The organism is Granulibacter bethesdensis, assembly GCF_001889525.1.
GTDB classification, from domain to species: Bacteria; Pseudomonadota; Alphaproteobacteria; order Acetobacterales; family Acetobacteraceae; genus Granulibacter; species Granulibacter bethesdensis_C.
The window spans coordinates 1537534-1553447 of the sequence record NZ_CP018192.1 but is presented as its reverse complement, the minus strand read 5'-3'; the positions used below and the strand labels follow the sequence as shown (position 1 = coordinate 1553447).

Sequence of the window (15914 nt, the reverse complement as noted above, 5' to 3'; positions counted from 1 at the left end):
GCCCGGCAAGATTTCCTGCCGGGCGGTTTTTGGATCAGCCTGTTTTCAGTCGTGAAAGCAGACGTTTTATGCCGCAAGCCATTCCGGCACCGGCAGGTTCTTTTCCGTCAGGAAAGCAGGGTTGAACAGCTTAGACTGATAGCGCGCGCCACCATCGCAAAGAATCGTAACAATGGTGTGTCCCGGCCCGAGACGCTTTGCAACCTCGATCGCGGCAGCGACATTCAGACCTGCCGAGCCGCCGATGGACAGCCCTTCCTCCCGCAGCAGGTCATAAACCTGTCGCAGCGCATCGTTATCGCTGATTCGGACGGCATCGTCGATCTGGACATCTTCCAGATTGGCGGTGACACGAGACTGGCCGATTCCTTCGGTGACTGAGCTACCCTCGACCGAGAGATCGTTGGAGTTCACCCAGCCATACAACCCACTGCCATGAGGATCGGCCAAGGTGATACGGATGGACGGGTTGAAGGCCTTCAGCGCAAGGGCCACACCAGCCAGCGTTCCCCCTGTACCACAAGAGCAGGTGAAGGCATCAACTTTGCCGCCTGTCTGTTCCCAGATCTCGCGGCCTGTGGTTTCACGATGGCCTTCCCGATTGGCCAGATTATCGAACTGATTGGCCCAGACCCAGCCGTTTTCTTCGGCCAGACGCCGGGAAACATGCACGTAATTGCCGGGATCACGGAAAGGTTTGGCGGGAACCAGCCGAAGATCAGCGCCGATCATGCGCAGATAGTCGATTTTCTCCTGACTCTGCGTTTCCGGCATCACGATCACACTACGATAGCCACGCGCCTGCCCGACCAGAGTAAGACCAATGCCGGTATTGCCTGCCGTTCCCTCAACGATGATTCCATCCTGACCGGGCGTCAGCAGGCCGCGCTTTTCCGCATCCAGAATAATGGCCAGAGCCGCGCGATCCTTGACGGAGCCGCCGGGATTCATGAACTCAGCCTTGCCGAGGATTTCACAGCCGGTAGCGTCCGATGCCCTGTTCAGACGGATCAGCGGCGTGTTGCCGATGGCCTGAAGCATTGAGGCGGCAACGGGCGGAGCGGCAAAGGCAGAGGGTATGCTCATCAGCGAAACTCTCCTGAAACGGGGTGTTCCTTCATAAGGCGCATTTTGGGGCCATATGCTGGACACCTCTTACAACAGTAGATTCATACCTATAGAAAGAGCGGGCAAAAAGCATCGCGATACGACGCATATCAGGTTAATTCCCGATGATGATCGGGAGTTATCGGAATGGAGAAGATAGTCATGGTGGATAATGTCCCGGTAGTCGATGCCTGGTCGGCCCTGAAAACCGATCCCCAAGCACGGCTGGTGGATGTGCGAACAGATGTGGAATGGGTGTTTATCGGCATTCCCGATCTTTCTTCCGTCCAGCAGAGGCCGGCTCTCATCAGCTGGCAGGTTTATCCTCAGATGCAGGTGAATCCGCGTTTCGTCGATGAGTTGCGTCAGGCTGGGCTGACGCCGGAACATCACATCTATTTTCTCTGCCGCAGCGGCGCCCGGAGCATGGCGGCTGCCATTGCTGCAAAGGAGGCCGGTTACGAGCATGTCTATAATATAGCGGAAGGATTTGAAGGCCCGGTCGATGCAAATGGCCATCGTGGTGTTGCTGCCGGATGGAAAGCCGAAAATCTGCCCTGGCAGCAGCGTTAACGTGAAAACGGGCGGGGAGGGATTCCCGCCCGCTGATCATGCTTTATTGATCATAGGTTACGCGCAGTACGACGAACCATGGATAACGTGGGTCAACCGACTGGCCGTCCGGTGTGGCGATCATGCCGGATGGTGTGGTCGGCACGTGTTTCATGGACACGGAATAGGCGACATTACCCCCGATAACAGAGAGTTCTCCGGGACGGGCAGCGACAATGATGTCGCAATGGCTGGGGAAGCCGCCAGTCGGAAGAGAATCATAAGTCAGACGCTCTGCCTTGCCGCGCCCTGTGCAGATCAGATCGCCGGGAACCGGTGCGTATTCTCCCGGACGTTCGGCAATCACGGCGTAACCGCTCTGCGCGCCGGTCGCCATCTGTTTGGCGATATTGATATAGGTGGAATGAGAGGCAGAATACGGAAACCGTGCACCTGCCCCGGCAATACGCATGACATAGGAAATAAAGGCGGCTGACCAAGGATGAATATCCTTGTCGGGCAGTGGCGTCCCTGTGCTGGTATAGGCCCCCGACCAAAGGCTTTCGGTGGTATCGGCATCCTGCCCGAGCCACCAGAACAGTCCGACTTTCTCCCATAATCCGGGCTGCCGGTCCGGTCGCAGCATGGGCGGCATATCTGGATTCTCGCCTGGCGGTTCGTCATGAATTTCACTGCCGAATGCACGCCATTCTGCTGAAGCCAGACCAATTGCATCGGCGCGGTTGAACGGAGCGAAATGCATGCGTGCGAAATCGGGTACATGCGCCTCATTGGCGGCAGTATAGGCCCCTGTCGCCGATGAACCTGCTCCTCTGCCAGAACTCGATCTGGAGGAGGAGCAGGCTGTCAGCATCAGGAGACATGCTATAGAAGCGGCTCCGGCAGAGGCGCGCATCAGACGCGATATTCCGGATACAGGCCGAGTAACCCTTCTTCGGATGCCTCACAGCGCCCTCTTTCGGTGATCAATCCGCTCAACAGCCGGGCCGGAGTGACATCGAAAGCGGGATTGGCGGCCGGGCTGTCTTTCGGCGTAATGCGTATGGTCATGACACTGCCATCCATGGCGCGACCACTCATGGTCGTGACCTCGGTAGCGGAACGTTCCTCGATCTCAATTCCCTTCACGCCATCGCGGATCGACCAGTCAAGCGTGGAAGAAGGCAGTGCCACCCAGAAGGGTATGCCATTATCTTTTGCCGCCAGTGCTTTCAGATACGTGCCGATCTTGTTGGCGGCATCGCCGTGACGGGTGACACGGTCCGCGCCGGTGATGCACAGATCAACCTTGCCATGCTGCATCAGATGGCCACCGGCATTATCGCAGATCAGTGTGTATGGAACACCGTGTTTGCCGAGTTCAAAAGCGGTCAGCAGTGCTCCCTGATTACGGGGGCGGGTTTCATCGACCCATACATGCACGTCGATGCCTTCCTCATGCGCCATGTAAATGGGGGCGAGAGCAGTTCCCCAATCGACAGTGGCAAGCCAGCCGGCATTGCAGTGGGTCAGGATGTTGACGGGTTGTCCGGGACGGACACGATCGCGGATCAGTTCCAGACCATGCCTGCCGATGGCTTCGTTCTGGGCTGCATCTTCATCGGCAATGGCGGTGGCCTCATCATAGGCGATGGCGACGCGATCGGCTTCTGAGGTTGTGCGCAGCCGGGCCAACATACGATCAATGGCCCAGCGCAGGTTGACGGCAGTGGGGCGTGTTTCCACCAGCAGGGCCGCAGCGCGCTCCATGGCATCGGTGGTGGCATTGTCGCGCAGCGCAAGGCACAACCCGTATGCGGCAACTGCTCCAATCAGCGGTGCGCCCCGCACCTGCATGGACCGGATCGCGTGAGCAACCTGATCCAGCCGTGACAGCCGCAGCAGATCGACGCTCCAGGGCAGTTTAGTCTGATCAATAATACGGACGCTCCATCCATCGTCATCCACCCACACGCTGCGGTAAGGCGTGCCATCAATCTTCATGTGCGGTTCCTCGAAATACAGGGCAGTGATCGGTGCAGCGTAGCGGGGTGTGCTGCGGGGTTAACGCCTTACTCTATTCTTCAGATGCGCTGATGCAGCACGCATACCAATGTGAATAATCGGCGGGCCGTTTCAAAGTCGATTGAAACCTTCCCATTCAGGCGGTGGCGCATCAACTCGGCCCCCTCATTGTGCAGGCCGCGCCGGCCCATATCAATCGCCTGAATTCTGGCTTCCCGTGCTTCCTGCACAGCCTTTACATAGCTGTCGACCAGCAGATGATAGTCCTTGATGAGCCTGCGGAACGGTCCCAGCGCAAGTGCCAGCACGGTCAGAAAGGTATCATCCTGTCGACGGATATCGAAGATCAGACGTCCTTCCTGAATGGACAGATGAAGCACATAGGGACCTTGTTCACTGACGGGTGCCATACCGGGTAGCGGGCGTTCAAGTGAAAACACGTTTTCGGCTTCCAGATCGGCGACAGCTTGAGCGCGGTCCATCTCCTGTAAAGGCGAGAGTCTGGTCAGGGCTTCTCCCTCCAGAATGACTTTCACCAGTCGTTTGGAGGCGGCCTGTGGCGGTTGCGTGTCGTCTGGCTTTGCGCTCATGCGCTTCTTTTAGTCCAGATTGATTTTGGATGAAATTGTGCATGAAAGGACAGAGCATACAACTCTCCGCATATCGGCTGGCAGGTTGCTGTTGTCCTGGGGCTGTTACTGTATGGGGTGTTCCTCAAAGAATTTTATTTGCCGGAAAAGGCTGAATCAGATTTCCTTTTCTAAAGACTGCAAAAAAGCAAAATCAAAAAAGAAAAGCCTCTTTGCACATTGCGGAACTGAACTGGCTGTCAGTTGTTTTTATTGACAGGGTCGGGTCGAAAGAGCGAAGAGAAATGCTTGACGAGCGATTCATCCGAATCGTAACTCGCTGCCGAACCTGTCTTGTGTTGGTTCTGGCGGCTGCCGGGGCATTCAAAGAAGAAAATGTTATCTCAGATGATACCATCATTTTGATGGATCCGTCATGAAAGCCGGTCAGCATGGGAAACGGTAAGAGGCAGAAAAGGCACGGCAGGTTAGAAAAGTGCTTCATGCATTGCACCTTAGCCTGACACGCAATCGGAATACAGCAGGCTTGGCTGACGAAGAGGGGCTTGATCAGCATAGCTTGAGTTTTCCCGGCCTCCGACTTCGATACGCGTATAAGACTACATGATCAGCATGATTTTTCCGGCCAATGGTTCGGCCGAAAGGGGAGTTCCTCAGGTGAGTAATGATAACGATCATAATGGAACGCCACGCGCCCAACCTATGGCCGTGCGCTCAACGACCCGCCGCAGCAGTGCGGCTGTAACGACACGGCGCAGCACGACCGCACGCCGGAGCACGGCGGCTACCGCCGCCCCCAAGAGGGGAGCTGCCAAAACAGCGACGCGGAGCACGGCTGCCAAAAAGACGGCGACAAAAACTGCAACCAAAGCCACCTCCAAAAAACCGTCTACAAGAGCAGCTTCCACCAGGACCGGGGCTGCATCTGTCCGGAAAACGGCAACCCGGGCCACGCCGGTCAAGGCGACCCGTGCGGCGACCAGCAAGACAACGACACGTAAGACTGCTGCGACGACACGTAAGCCTGCAACCCGGGCAACAGTAGCCAAGACCACGACAAAGCGGGCCGCAGCCACCAAGCGCACACCCGCCACAAAGCGCATCACCGCCACCAGAACGACAGCAACCCGTGCCACCGCGCGCAAGCCTGCTGCCAAAACCGCAACGGCCAGCCGCCGTACGGTGGCGTCAACTAAAAAGACACGTGCTGTCACGCCACGCGCCACGTCAGCGCGTGCAAAAACAACGCGCGCCAAGACAACCCGCACCACCTCTGCCGTGAAAAAAGCCCCTGCCGCGAAGAGGGCGACGTCAGCGCGTGCAGCTACCACGCGGACTACAGCGCGTGCGGCGAAGGCGCCAGCGACCCGTGCAACCAAACCCCGTGCGACTGCCGCCCGTGCCCCGGCAGCTACGCGCCGCGCTGCGACACCGGCCCGGACGGCAAAGGCGGCAAGCACCCGTACGGTGACCCGCAAGCCGCGTGCCGTAAAAGCACCGGCCACGCGCACGCCGCGTGCGACGAAGGCTACGACCGGGATGACCCGCACTCCTCGCGTTACAGCCCGTCAGGTCACCAGTGCGGTGAAGCCGCGCCGTACGCGTGCGGCTTCAGTTGTTGAGGAAACTCAGGACGAACTGCTGACTCCGGTGCGTCGCGCTCCACGCAGGAGCCGTAGTGCAGAAGCTCCGGCAACGCAGGCCAAGGACACTCCAGCGGCCAAGCCGCGTCGCGGTCGCAAGCCGTCCAGACCTGTTGAGGATTTGAAGAAGGACAGTGATCTGCTGGATGCTCTTGAAACCTCCGATCCCGAGGCGCTGAACTGAGCGATCTCACCGATCCTGATTAATCAGGATCGCAGATGAAAAGGGCGCCTTTTGCGGGCGCCCTTTTTACATTGATGAGGAATGGGTTCAATCAAAAGCCCGTCGGCGGCAGCGCATGGATAAAGGCCTGTGCCTGCATATCCCAGCCCGGCAGTCCAGCGCCGAAATTCCAGGCCGCTGTGGCGTAGGATTTTCTAAGTGAATCATCGAAGATCAGGCGCCTTAGCACTTTGGACAATGTTTCGTAATCACCAGGGGCACAAAGGGCACCTGCATTCAGCGGCAGCTTCATTGCTGCCTCCTGCGAGGCTGTGATGGCCAGTGGAATACCGCGCCGCAGCGATTGCAGGGCTGCCGAGAGCGGTCCATCCCACCATGATGCCTGAGCGTAAAGATCAGCAGCCTCCCATAATGTTTGCAAAGCGCCATGTCCGGGGCAGGAGAGCAGCGTCACGCGGGAGGAAAGGCCTGCCTGCTCCGCCTGTTCGCGGATCACTTCCACATAGGCCGGATCGCGCTGTGTATTGCCTGTAATAGTCAGGTGCCAGGAGAGATCTGTCAGGCGCGCAAGGGCTTTCAGCAGGACATCATATCCTTTCCGTTTGACGAGCGTACCGACAGAGAGAATTTCGCAGGGGCTGCTGCTATCCCGGTTGCGTGTGCCGGAAGCGGGGGCATAGGCGGCAAAGCCGCTTTCCACGACGCTGATCTGCGCATCGGCCACCCCATATTCCCTGATCAGGCGGTCGCGTGTCTGCTCAAGTGTCACCACGGCATGGGAGACGGCTGACAGAACCGTCTGTTCCGCCTGTTGGACATTCGCGTCAGGCCCCGGACAATCGCCGCGCTGACCCGCAGCACCGGGACGATGAACCAGTGGCGTCAGACAACGTAGGGCAGAGGAGGGGAGATGATGAAAAGCGGGCAGGGACATGCCATCAATCACGATGCGGCTGTTCTGACCGGACGATGCCATCAGGGTGGAAAAGACCTGTCCGGCTTCTTCTTCTGCCACCTTGGCATTATGGACAAAGCGGGCCTTCAGGGTGATATCAGTCACTGAATGCCCTTTTTGTTGAAGGGCTTCTATCAGTTCACGGTTATAGCGGTGTCCGCCGGCGGTCGGATCGGTGGCTGCAGGCTGAATAAAAAAGATATGCATCGGAATACTATATATCCCTCCCGGGTCTGCTTTCCAGCGACCGCATCTGCCAGTCGACGAGTCGGATAAGGCAGATACTCAATGGCGGATGGGGGGGCGACGGCGGCGATATCCAGGTCAGAAAACCGGAATTCTCAGATTTTGGGAAACGGAGAAGCTCGCCGCCGTCTCAGGATACAGATGAGTTGGTTCGAGGTAAAACACAACATCGCCACCATAGCGACTCTGATATGGCAGCAATGTTTCTCAAGCGTGAAAAGGAGGAGCGAGCGGGGTGCTCTTGTTGAGAGAGTAAACCCCCTGTATAAGCCCGCCGAATCGCCACGCAGGGATGCAGCGAAATGATGGTGACGCTTCCACCGGACTATAGGCCTTCCGAGGCCGAAGAATTCATGAACCCGCTTCATGTTGAGTATTTTCGACAGAAATTGTTACGCTGGCGGGCCGATCTGCTCCGGGAAGCCGACGATACACTGGCAAGCCTTTCCGAAGGCGGCATCCACGAGGCCGATATTACCGATCGTGCCAGTGTGGAGACGGATCGTGCGCTTGAGCTGCGCACCCGGGACCGGGCCAGAAAGCTGATCTCCAAGATTGATCAGGCGATGCAGCGGATCGAGAGCGGTACCTACGGGTATTGCGAGGAAACTGGCGAGCCGATCGGGCTGAAACGTCTGGAAGCCCGTCCCATTGCCACCCTGTCGCTTGAAGCTCAGGAGCGGCATGAGCGCATGGAGCGAGTTCACCGCGACGATTGAGCACATTTTACCCGTCTTGACGGGTGAGGTGTGTTGATCAGAAAAGGCCGCCCTTTCCAGGAGCGGCCTTTTCGTCCTTTTGTCAGCTGGTCCGGTGGCGGATTTGTATCCTCCGCCCCCGGTATCGGAATCATCAGGCAGGAAGCTGCTCGGCAATGTAGGGCGGTAGATAGAAGCTGCCGACATGCACTTCCGGCGTCCAGTAGCGTGTGTTGGCAATCCCTGCCGTCTGAGTACGGGCACGCACTGTTTCCAGATCGGCTTGCGTAAAATCTGCATCCTTAGTGGCGAAGCCCAAAGTCATGAAACCGCCGACATAGGTTGGAACCGCTGCGACATAGGCACCCACGCGGGGGAAGAAATTGCGGCGACGCAGGCTGGTTTCACGCAATTCATCAGCCTGCATGAAGGGCACGCCGCACTGGTTCACGATCAGACCACGGGCGGTCAGGATACGGGCTGCATTCTGATAGAAATCATCCGTAAACAGCACTTCGCCCACCCCGATCGGATCGGTGCTGTCGACGATGATGACATCGAAGCTGCCGTCAGCGGCTTTTTTTACATAATCGATGCCGTCACCCACGATGACCTCGGCCCGCGGATCGTTCCATGCATTGCCACTGATGCCTGGCATGAACTCGCGGCTGAGACGGATGACTTCGCCGTCAATTTCGACCATGACGGCGCGTTCGACGGTTTTGTGTTCCAGCACGCGGCGCAGCACACCGCCATCACCAGCGCCGATGATCAGCACATTTTTGGCCGCGCCATGGGCGATCAGCGGCACATGGGTCAGCATTTCCTGATAGACGAATTCATCGGCTTCAGTGATCTGCACGACACCGTCCAGCAGCAGGACACGGCCATGAGAATTGCTCTCGAACACCACGATGTCCTGAAAATCTGATTTGATGCGTGCCAGCTCCTTGCCGACGCGGAATTGCTGCCCCCAGTCAGGATACAGCGTTTCAGCGATCCAGGTGCCAGAAGAGGAGGTGGTTTGATCAGGCATGAAGCGTTCTCCAAAAATCAGGCGATCCGGAGGTTGCCCTCTGGATCGCCTTTTTTGTCGTGCAGTGCGCTGGATGAGATAGCGTGTAACGATGACACCATAAAGGCGTCAGGTTACATTTCTTAGACGACGCGTCCGCGACGCTGCTCATCCAGATCGATGCGCTCCGGCTGGAATGTGGCGCGCAGGACCGGGATGGATTTGTGTGGGTCACAGGCGCCACACATGAAGATGTCGACAGCTGCGAAGTTGCGCTCCGGCCAGGTGTGGATAGAGATGTGGCTTTCCGCCAGCACCACCACGCCAGAAACGCCACCATTCGGTGTGAAATGATGGAAATGGCTGTGCAGAATGGTTGCACCGGCCGTCACCGCGGCTTCACGCAGGGTTACATCGATCATGCCGGGATCGTCCAGATTGGTGGCGCCCCAAAGATCGACCAGAAGATGCGTGCCGGCAAATTTCATGCCGTCCCGTTCCACGAAATAATCTTTGCGCTCTTCCGTTTCGGCCGCAGAAATCTGCGTATTGGCCTGGGCGGCGGCTTCAGTCACGTTCTGGTTTTCGCTCGGATTTTCCGAGACCATCCCCAGCGGGTTGAGTGCGTTCATCGCATTCTCCTTCCTACCAGTAGACGGCCGGTTGGACTGAATCGTCCCCTTGGGCCAAGGCGGCGGTCAATAGAGTGCTATTCCCCTCACTGCAAGGAAAAATGGTCCCGCTGACAGAGGGGCGGCCATGATATTTTTACGCGGCGGCGAAAAGAATCCTGATCTGTGACCGCGCCTGCAGCATCATGGAAAGGGCTGGGGTTACGCCTTGCAATTGGCATATAACTAGAACATATTATGAACATAAAGAGGAACGGCTGCGTCTTTCGATGCGCTTCCTGCAGGGCTAAACTGATTGAAGACGCTGCGTGAATCGGCCGCTGGGCGCGGCTATGCATGAGGACATGTCCGGGTATGGAAAAGAATAAAGCGCTTGATGCCGCATTGGCACAGATCGAACGATCTTTCGGAAAAGGCTCGATCATGCGCATGGGCGCGCGCAATGTCGCTGAGCAGATTGAAGTGATTCCCAGTGGTTCGCTCGGGCTTGATCTCGCGCTTGGAATCGGGGGGATGCCACGCGGACGGATTGTGGAGATTTATGGCCCTGAAAGCTCGGGAAAGACTACGCTCGCCCTGCATACAGTGGCGGAGGCGCAGAAACGTGGCGGTACATGTGCTTTTGTTGATGCAGAACATGCGCTCGATCCGATTTATGCACGCAAGCTGGGTGTGGACGTTGATAATCTCCTGATCAGCCAGCCGGATGCCGGCGAACAGGCACTGGAAATCGCAGATACACTGGTGCGCTCTGGCGCGATCGACGTGCTGGTGGTGGATAGTGTCGCGGCTCTGGTGCCGCGGGCCGAGCTTGAAGGTGAAATGGGTGACAGTCATGTCGGTCTGCATGCCCGTCTGATGAGTCAGGCCTTGCGCAAGCTGACCGGCTCTGTGAATCGCAGCAATACGACACTGATTTTCCTCAATCAGATCCGGATGAAAATCGGTGTGATGTTCGGCAGCCCGGAAACGACAACGGGCGGTAATGCACTGAAATTCTATGCGTCGGTGCGTTTCGACATTCGTCGTATCGGGCAGCTGAAGGACAAGGAAGAAGTCATCGGCAACCAAACCCGTGTGAAAGTGGTGAAAAACAAACTGGCACCGCCTTTCCGGCAGGTAGAGTTCGATATCATCTATGGTGAAGGTATCAGCAAGGTCGGTGAGTTGATAGATCTTGGCGTTAAGGTCAATGTGGTAGAGAAATCCGGTGCATGGTACAGCTATGACAGCCAGCGCATTGGGCAAGGGCGGGAAAATGCGAAGCAGTTTTTGCGTGACCATCCGGAGATCGCCGATGCGATCGAGAACCGGATCAGGGAGCAGTCTGGTACTGTGCAGAACGCAATGATCACGACACCGGACGCTGAGGAGGCGGAAACGGCTGAGTAACAGACAGGAAGAAACGCGGCTGGCATCGGGGTTACGACTTGATGCCGCAGCCTGCCCGCTGGAACGGGCTGACATGGAACTGGTTGAGGTGGCGAGGGCCGTCATGCGGCAGCATTATCGCCCATTATGGCATACGGTGGCGGCTGCTTTGCGGGATGCCAATGGCCGTATATGGACTGGCCTTCATCTTGGCGCGACGGTGGGGCGTTTGCAGATTTGCGCAGAAGCGATTGCATTGGGCCGGGCCAAGCTGGAAGGGGCGGCTGACATCGAAACGGTAGTTGCCGTCCGTCATCCCAAACAGGATGAAACCGATCAGCATATTGCCGTTGTCTCCCCTTGCGGTGCATGCCGGGAGATGTTTGCGGATTTTGCCCCTTCCACCATGGTCATTGTTTCGGGGGAGCAGGGATTGATCAAGGTGCCGCTTTCCCTCCTCCTCCCCCTTCCTTATCGGCGCTGAAAAAGGCGGCTTGCATTTTTTTTAAAGTATGGAAAATGGAGATTGATCTTTGAAATCAATAACATAAGGTCTAGAGGTTCCCCCGCGTATGCGGGGATAGTCCCATCCCCGGCGGTCGCGTCGGCATTATTGGCAGGGTTCCCCCGCGTATGCGGGGATAGTCCGCGCCAGCGCCATGATTCTGCGGGCAATCAAACGGGTTCCCCCGCGTATGCGGGGATAGTCCATACGCTGAAAATCCTCGGCATTCGCGCTTTTGGGTTCCCCCGCGTATGCGGGGATAGTCCCGTAGGAGCGATCTACGCCGCCCCTTTGTGCTCGGTTCCCCCGCGTATGCGGGGATAGTCCTCCACTCGTCGCCTACCTGCGGCTCTATTGCCGGGTTCCCCCGCGTATGCGGGGATAGTCCCGGATATTATTGTTTCGGCTGTGGGGCGAAGGGGGTTCCCCCGCGTATGCGGGGATAGTCCCTGCAACCCCGCGCCCTCCGCCAGACGCGACAGGGTTCCCCCGCGTATGCGGGGATAGTCCCCGCGCGGCGCTGGGATTGCTGGGCGGCAGCGCGGTTCCCCCGCGTATGCGGGGATAGTCCGCGCTGGCTGCGCCGTATCCATCTCGCCGGGATGGTTCCCCCGCGTATGCGGGGATAGTCCTCGTGTGCGCGCTCCGTCGTACCACGCGATGGCGGTTCCCCCGCGTATGCGGGGATAGTCCTGGGGTGCACCCCAAATTGCATGGGATGAGGCGGGTTCCCCCGCGTATGCGGGGATAGTCCTGTGGTCCCGATTTCCAGAGGCTGTGGAAGGGCGGTTCCCCCGCGTATGCGGGGATAGTCCAAATGGGGCCGCTGTAATACGGCCGCCATTTGAGGTTCCCCCGCGTATGCGGGGATAGTCCCCAGTTCGGAACCAGTTCCCCACCAGTTCGGAAGGTTCCCCCGCGTATGCGGGGATAGTCCCTGAGTCCGCCTCAGAATTCAGAGCCGCATTAGGGTTCCCCCGCGTATGCGGGGATAGTCCCTGTGGGACGAATGGACCCGGGTATCCGATGCGGGTTCCCCCGCGTATGCGGGGATAGTCCTCTTACCAGTCCTGGTTTCGGCGCATCCGGAGGGGTTCCCCCGCGTATGCGGGGATAGTTCGTGCCGACACGATCCGCCAATGCCTGCTGGCTGGGTTCCCCCGCGTATGCGGGGATAGTTCCGAAAATCGAATATGGTCAGCCCGACCTGAGCATGCGGCGCCAGACGGCGGGAAAATAGTTGATCAGCTCTCGGAGAAAGGTCTGCTTTCCAAGCTTCGCTCAGGACGGAGCAATTATTAATATCAACGCACCTTTAGTCCGCCTCCTTCTCGAAGTGGAGGGTGGTGCATGATCTGTTTTTAGACCGTATGGCATTTTACGTATGAACCATGTTGAGATTTAAGAAGCTGTCTCCTGGATTGCCGAAGCACCTTTTAATCCAGTGCCTGTGATAGTTTCGTAATTTTTACCTATCCATGAGATTAAACATCTCCGGACAGTTAAGTTGATGGAGCTGCGCAATGCAGTGGAAAAACTGGCCGGGTAAAAGCTCGGCCACTCCGGATGGTCCTGAACATCCGGCAGCCTTTCATATGCTTGATGTTGCTGCGGTGGCGGAAAGGCTGATTGAGCCATTCGGCATGGCACCTCCCCTTCGCGATGCGCTGGTTGTGCTGGCGGGGCTCCATGATATCGGCAAGATCAGTGAGAGCTTCCGCGCCATGCTTCACGAAGGTGTGGCGCAACCGGGGTTCCGTCACTGGGAACTCAGCGAAGCCCTGTTCTATGTTGAAGATGCGCGGATAGCAGCCCGTCTTGGCGGAACACCGCTGGTGCGGAAAATGCTCTACGCAGCCATAGCCGGACATCATGGGCGCCCGTCGGAGCATATGCTCGGCGCTCTTCCACCAGAAGCGCGTTTGTCACGAGAACTCTTCAGGGCATTGAAATGTGTTGGAGAAGGTCGTGAACCGGCTGCGCGGCTGATGGACGTATTCTTTGATCTGTGGCCGGCAGCCTCGCTCGAAGGGCTGACACTGGTCGAAGCTACAACGCTCTCCTGGTGGCTGGCAGGATTCTGCGCGGCAGCCGACTGGGTCGGGTCCAATTTGGGATGGTTCCCGCCAAAGACAGAGGCGGACAGCCTCGCCGCTTATCTGCAACAGACCCGTGCCATTGCAGCCCGCGCCGTCGTCGAGGCGGGAATCGCTGGCACCATGGTGCGGGAGGGAGATCTGTTCGATTTCGCGCTGCGCCCCATGCAGGTGGCTTGCTCAACCATCGCTCTGCCAGATGGGCCGACACTGGCGATTGTGGAGGATGGAACCGGGACGGGGAAGACGGAAGCGGCGCTTATCCTCGTGCATCGTTTCTGCCAGGCAGGGAAGGGACGCGGTTTGTTTGATGCTCTGCCAACAATGGCGACGACCGATGCCATGTTTGACCGCGCTTCGCGCATTGTCGGACGCATGTTCGACAATCCCTCTGTAACATTGGCGCATGGACGTGCCGGGCTATCGGTGCCATTTCGCGATCTGGTGCAGAGAAGCAGAACCGGCGGACCGGGAGAGATCACCTCCTCGGATTGGCTGGCGGAGGGCAACCGACGCGCATTGCTGGCCGATGTCGGAATAGGAACGATTGATCAGGCATTGCTGTCCGTGCTGCCGGTTCGGTTTCAGACATTACGCATTTATGGCCTGTCATCGAAGATTCTCCTCGTCGATGAAGTCCATGAAATGGGAGAGGCATATATCGCAGAAGAACTCACGGCACTTTTGAAAATGCACCGGGCTGCGGGTGGGTCCGCAATTCTTCTGACGGCGACGCTGCCTATGAGCCTCCGCAGCAAGTTGCTGGCGACCTATGATGGGGCGTCCGACAATCCCGCCTATCCGGCCCTGACTATTGCGGGAGGGGAGGCCATCACGCAGTTCCCGGCAGAAGACTATCCGGTGAAAGGGCCGGTGAAGGTTGAAAGACTCGATACGGCAGCTGATGCGGTTACGCTTCTGACCAAAATGGCTGCGCAAGGTGCGGCCTGTGTGTGGGTGCGTAATGCGGTGGATGACGCAATCGAGGCTGTCGAGGCCCTTCGGGCCGCAGGTGTGGAGGCCCGGCTTATTCACGCCCGCTTCGCCTTGTGTGATCGCAAACGGATCGAGGTGGAGATTCTGGCAAGGGTCGGGAAAAACGGTCAGGGCAGGGCAGGCTTCGTCCTTGTGGGAACACAGGTTCTGGAGTCTTCACTCGATCTGGATTTTGACGTGATGGTGTCCGATATCGCGCCCATCGCGGCGCTGATCCAGCGGGCAGGGCGTCTGTGGCGACATATGGATATCCGGCCGGTCTCGGTTCGTCCGGTTGCGGGGCCGGTGCTGTATGTTCTCTCACCGGACCCCTCTCTGGTTGAGGATGAACGATGGCTGCACGGTACGCTGGGAAAAGGCGCGTGGGTTTACGCGCTTGCCGATGTCTGGCGGAGCGCACGCGTCTTGTTCACACAAGGACAGATCGGGACGCCGGACCGTCAGCGCGCGCTGATTGAAGCAGTCTATGGAGCGGATGCAGAGCCGGTACCGGAAGCTCTCCTGAAGGCGGAACAGGATAAATACGGCAAAGACAGCGCCGACAGGGGGCTGGCCTGGCATAATATCGTGAAGTTCACGGATGGCTATCGCAAGGCAGGCCGTGGCGATGACGATGTAAACTATCCCACCCGACTGGGAGAAGAGGTGCGTGTCCTGCGCCTGGCCCGCCGGACGGGGCTCGGTCTGGTCCCGTGGGCGGAAGGAGAAGGCGAGGATGCCTGGGCGCTGTCCGACGTCTCTGCCCACCGTAAGAAGCTGGATGCCTTGCCACTCCCTGATCAGTCGTCGCCGGAAATCATGAAGATCGCAAAAGACTGGCCAGAGTGGAAGCGCGCGCAGATCAGGCTGTGCCCCGTCGATAAAAATGGTAACATTTGTAATGGATTGTATTATGACGCGGAGTGCGGTCTTGTGTTTGCTTCTCTGTGAAAACGGAGATGGCCCGTGCTTGGGTTAGATATGTCCGTAGGGCAGACTTGTTCCCCGCCAGAGCGGGGATATGCAATGAGCAAAATTTAAGTGCTTAGGTTAAATGTGGTTGACATATAATTTGTTAGGGCCTATAGCGAAAACAGCCTCAACAAAGGAGGCTCCATCGGGGCTGCTAAATATATAAATTCCGTTTTCGTTCAATCAACTAAGTAAAATTCTGGTTGGAAGTAATAAAATGTCTGCATAAGCCCTCATTTTATGTAGCCGCAATTATGCGGTGTCCGGGGTTTTTGCAATTTCGACGAAGCATCTTTGTCACATTTCTACTTCGAGCACATTTTCGTACCTGGCGCAGCAATCGGAGAT

The 15914-nt window shown here is 57.7% G+C and carries 15 protein-coding genes and 1 CRISPR repeat array; of the genes, 6 read left to right on the top strand and 9 right to left on the bottom strand.

The features are described 5' to 3' along the window. Positions 1–66 precede the first annotated feature (66 nt). Positions 67–1086, bottom strand: coding sequence for a cysteine synthase A (locus GbCGDNIH6_RS07155; RefSeq protein WP_072563373.1), 1020 nt, complete (start codon positions 1084–1086; stop codon positions 67–69). Between the two features lie 183 nt (positions 1087–1269). Here GbCGDNIH6_RS07155 and GbCGDNIH6_RS07150 point away from each other — a divergent pair, with 183 nt between their 5' ends. Further along, positions 1270–1680 carry a rhodanese-like domain-containing protein gene (locus GbCGDNIH6_RS07150; protein ID WP_072563372.1) on the top strand — a complete coding sequence of 137 codons (411 nt, stop codon included), beginning with the start codon at positions 1270–1272 and terminating at the stop codon, positions 1678–1680. 43 nt (positions 1681–1723) lie between these two features. Here the strand turns inward: GbCGDNIH6_RS07150 and GbCGDNIH6_RS07145 are convergent, their stop codons facing one another. The 5 genes from GbCGDNIH6_RS07145 to GbCGDNIH6_RS07130 form a co-directional block, all read right to left on the bottom strand. After that, positions 1724–2533, bottom strand: a complete 810-nt coding sequence (locus GbCGDNIH6_RS07145; RefSeq protein WP_232449744.1) for a DUF2272 domain-containing protein — start codon at positions 2531–2533, stop codon at positions 1724–1726. A gap of 41 nt (positions 2534–2574) precedes the next feature. Then, entirely contained in the window at positions 2575–3663 is a 1089-nt protein-coding gene (gene mtnA, locus GbCGDNIH6_RS07140; protein WP_072563370.1) for an S-methyl-5-thioribose-1-phosphate isomerase, read from the bottom strand. 80 nt (positions 3664–3743) lie between these two features. Further along, positions 3744–4274, bottom strand: a complete 531-nt coding sequence (locus tag GbCGDNIH6_RS07135; protein ID WP_072563369.1) for a UPF0262 family protein — start codon at positions 4272–4274, stop codon at positions 3744–3746. Positions 4275–4467: 193 nt separating this feature from the next. Beyond that, positions 4468–4830, bottom strand: a complete 363-nt coding sequence (locus GbCGDNIH6_RS12390) for a hypothetical protein (protein ID WP_157692350.1) — start codon at positions 4828–4830, stop codon at positions 4468–4470. A 118-nt stretch (positions 4831–4948) separates the two neighbouring features. Further along, positions 4949–5824 carry a hypothetical protein gene (locus GbCGDNIH6_RS07130; RefSeq protein ID WP_072563368.1) on the bottom strand — a complete coding sequence of 292 codons (876 nt, stop codon included), beginning with the start codon at positions 5822–5824 and terminating at the stop codon, positions 4949–4951. Here GbCGDNIH6_RS07130 and GbCGDNIH6_RS07125 point away from each other — a divergent pair. After that, on the top strand, positions 5814–6101 hold the full coding sequence (locus tag GbCGDNIH6_RS07125) for a hypothetical protein (protein ID WP_072563367.1): 288 nt from the start codon (positions 5814–5816) through the stop codon (positions 6099–6101). The two genes, GbCGDNIH6_RS07130 and GbCGDNIH6_RS07125, sit on opposite strands and share 11 nt — an antisense overlap. 91 nt (positions 6102–6192) lie before the next feature. Here the strand turns inward: GbCGDNIH6_RS07125 and GbCGDNIH6_RS07120 are convergent, their stop codons facing one another. Further along, the gene (locus GbCGDNIH6_RS07120) at positions 6193–7263 is read right to left on the bottom strand and encodes a glycosyltransferase family 4 protein (RefSeq protein ID WP_072563366.1); all 1071 of its coding nucleotides are present in this window, start codon (positions 7261–7263) and stop codon (positions 6193–6195) included. A gap of 344 nt (positions 7264–7607) precedes the next feature. Between GbCGDNIH6_RS07120 and dksA the strand changes: the two genes are divergently transcribed. Beyond that, a complete protein-coding gene (gene dksA / locus GbCGDNIH6_RS07110; RefSeq protein ID WP_025286783.1) occupies positions 7608–8021 on the top strand; it encodes an RNA polymerase-binding protein DksA in 414 nt (137 codons plus the stop codon). 133 nt (positions 8022–8154) lie between these two features. Here dksA and speE read toward each other — a convergent pair whose 3' ends face one another. After that, positions 8155–9036 (bottom strand): polyamine aminopropyltransferase, encoded by an 882-nt coding sequence (gene speE / locus GbCGDNIH6_RS07105; RefSeq protein ID WP_072563364.1) that lies wholly within the window; start codon positions 9034–9036, stop codon positions 8155–8157. Positions 9037–9158: 122 nt separating this feature from the next. After that, complete coding sequence (gene speD / locus GbCGDNIH6_RS07100; protein WP_072563363.1) at positions 9159–9647, bottom strand: adenosylmethionine decarboxylase; 489 nt, start codon at positions 9645–9647, stop codon at positions 9159–9161. Positions 9648–10001: 354 nt separating this feature from the next. Here speD and recA point away from each other — a divergent pair, with 354 nt between their 5' ends. The 3 genes from recA (at position 10002) to GbCGDNIH6_RS07085 (ending at position 15545) form a co-directional block, all read left to right on the top strand. Beyond that, positions 10002–11039: a recombinase RecA gene (recA, locus tag GbCGDNIH6_RS07095; protein ID WP_198355727.1), complete on the top strand. Its 1038-nt coding sequence runs from the start codon at positions 10002–10004 to the stop codon at positions 11037–11039. Further along, entirely contained in the window at positions 11014–11502 is a 489-nt protein-coding gene (locus GbCGDNIH6_RS07090) for a cytidine deaminase (protein ID WP_332455411.1), read from the top strand. The genes recA and GbCGDNIH6_RS07090 overlap by 26 nt, the downstream gene beginning before the upstream one ends. 75 nt (positions 11503–11577) lie before the next feature. After that, positions 11578–12704: direct repeats of the CRISPR family, unit length 28 nt; unit sequence GGTTCCCCCGCGTATGCGGGGATAGTCC. Between the two features lie 342 nt (positions 12705–13046). After that, positions 13047–15545 (top strand): CRISPR-associated helicase/endonuclease Cas3, encoded by a 2499-nt coding sequence (locus GbCGDNIH6_RS07085; protein ID WP_072563360.1) that lies wholly within the window; start codon positions 13047–13049, stop codon positions 15543–15545. Positions 15546–15914: the final 369 nt, after the last annotated feature.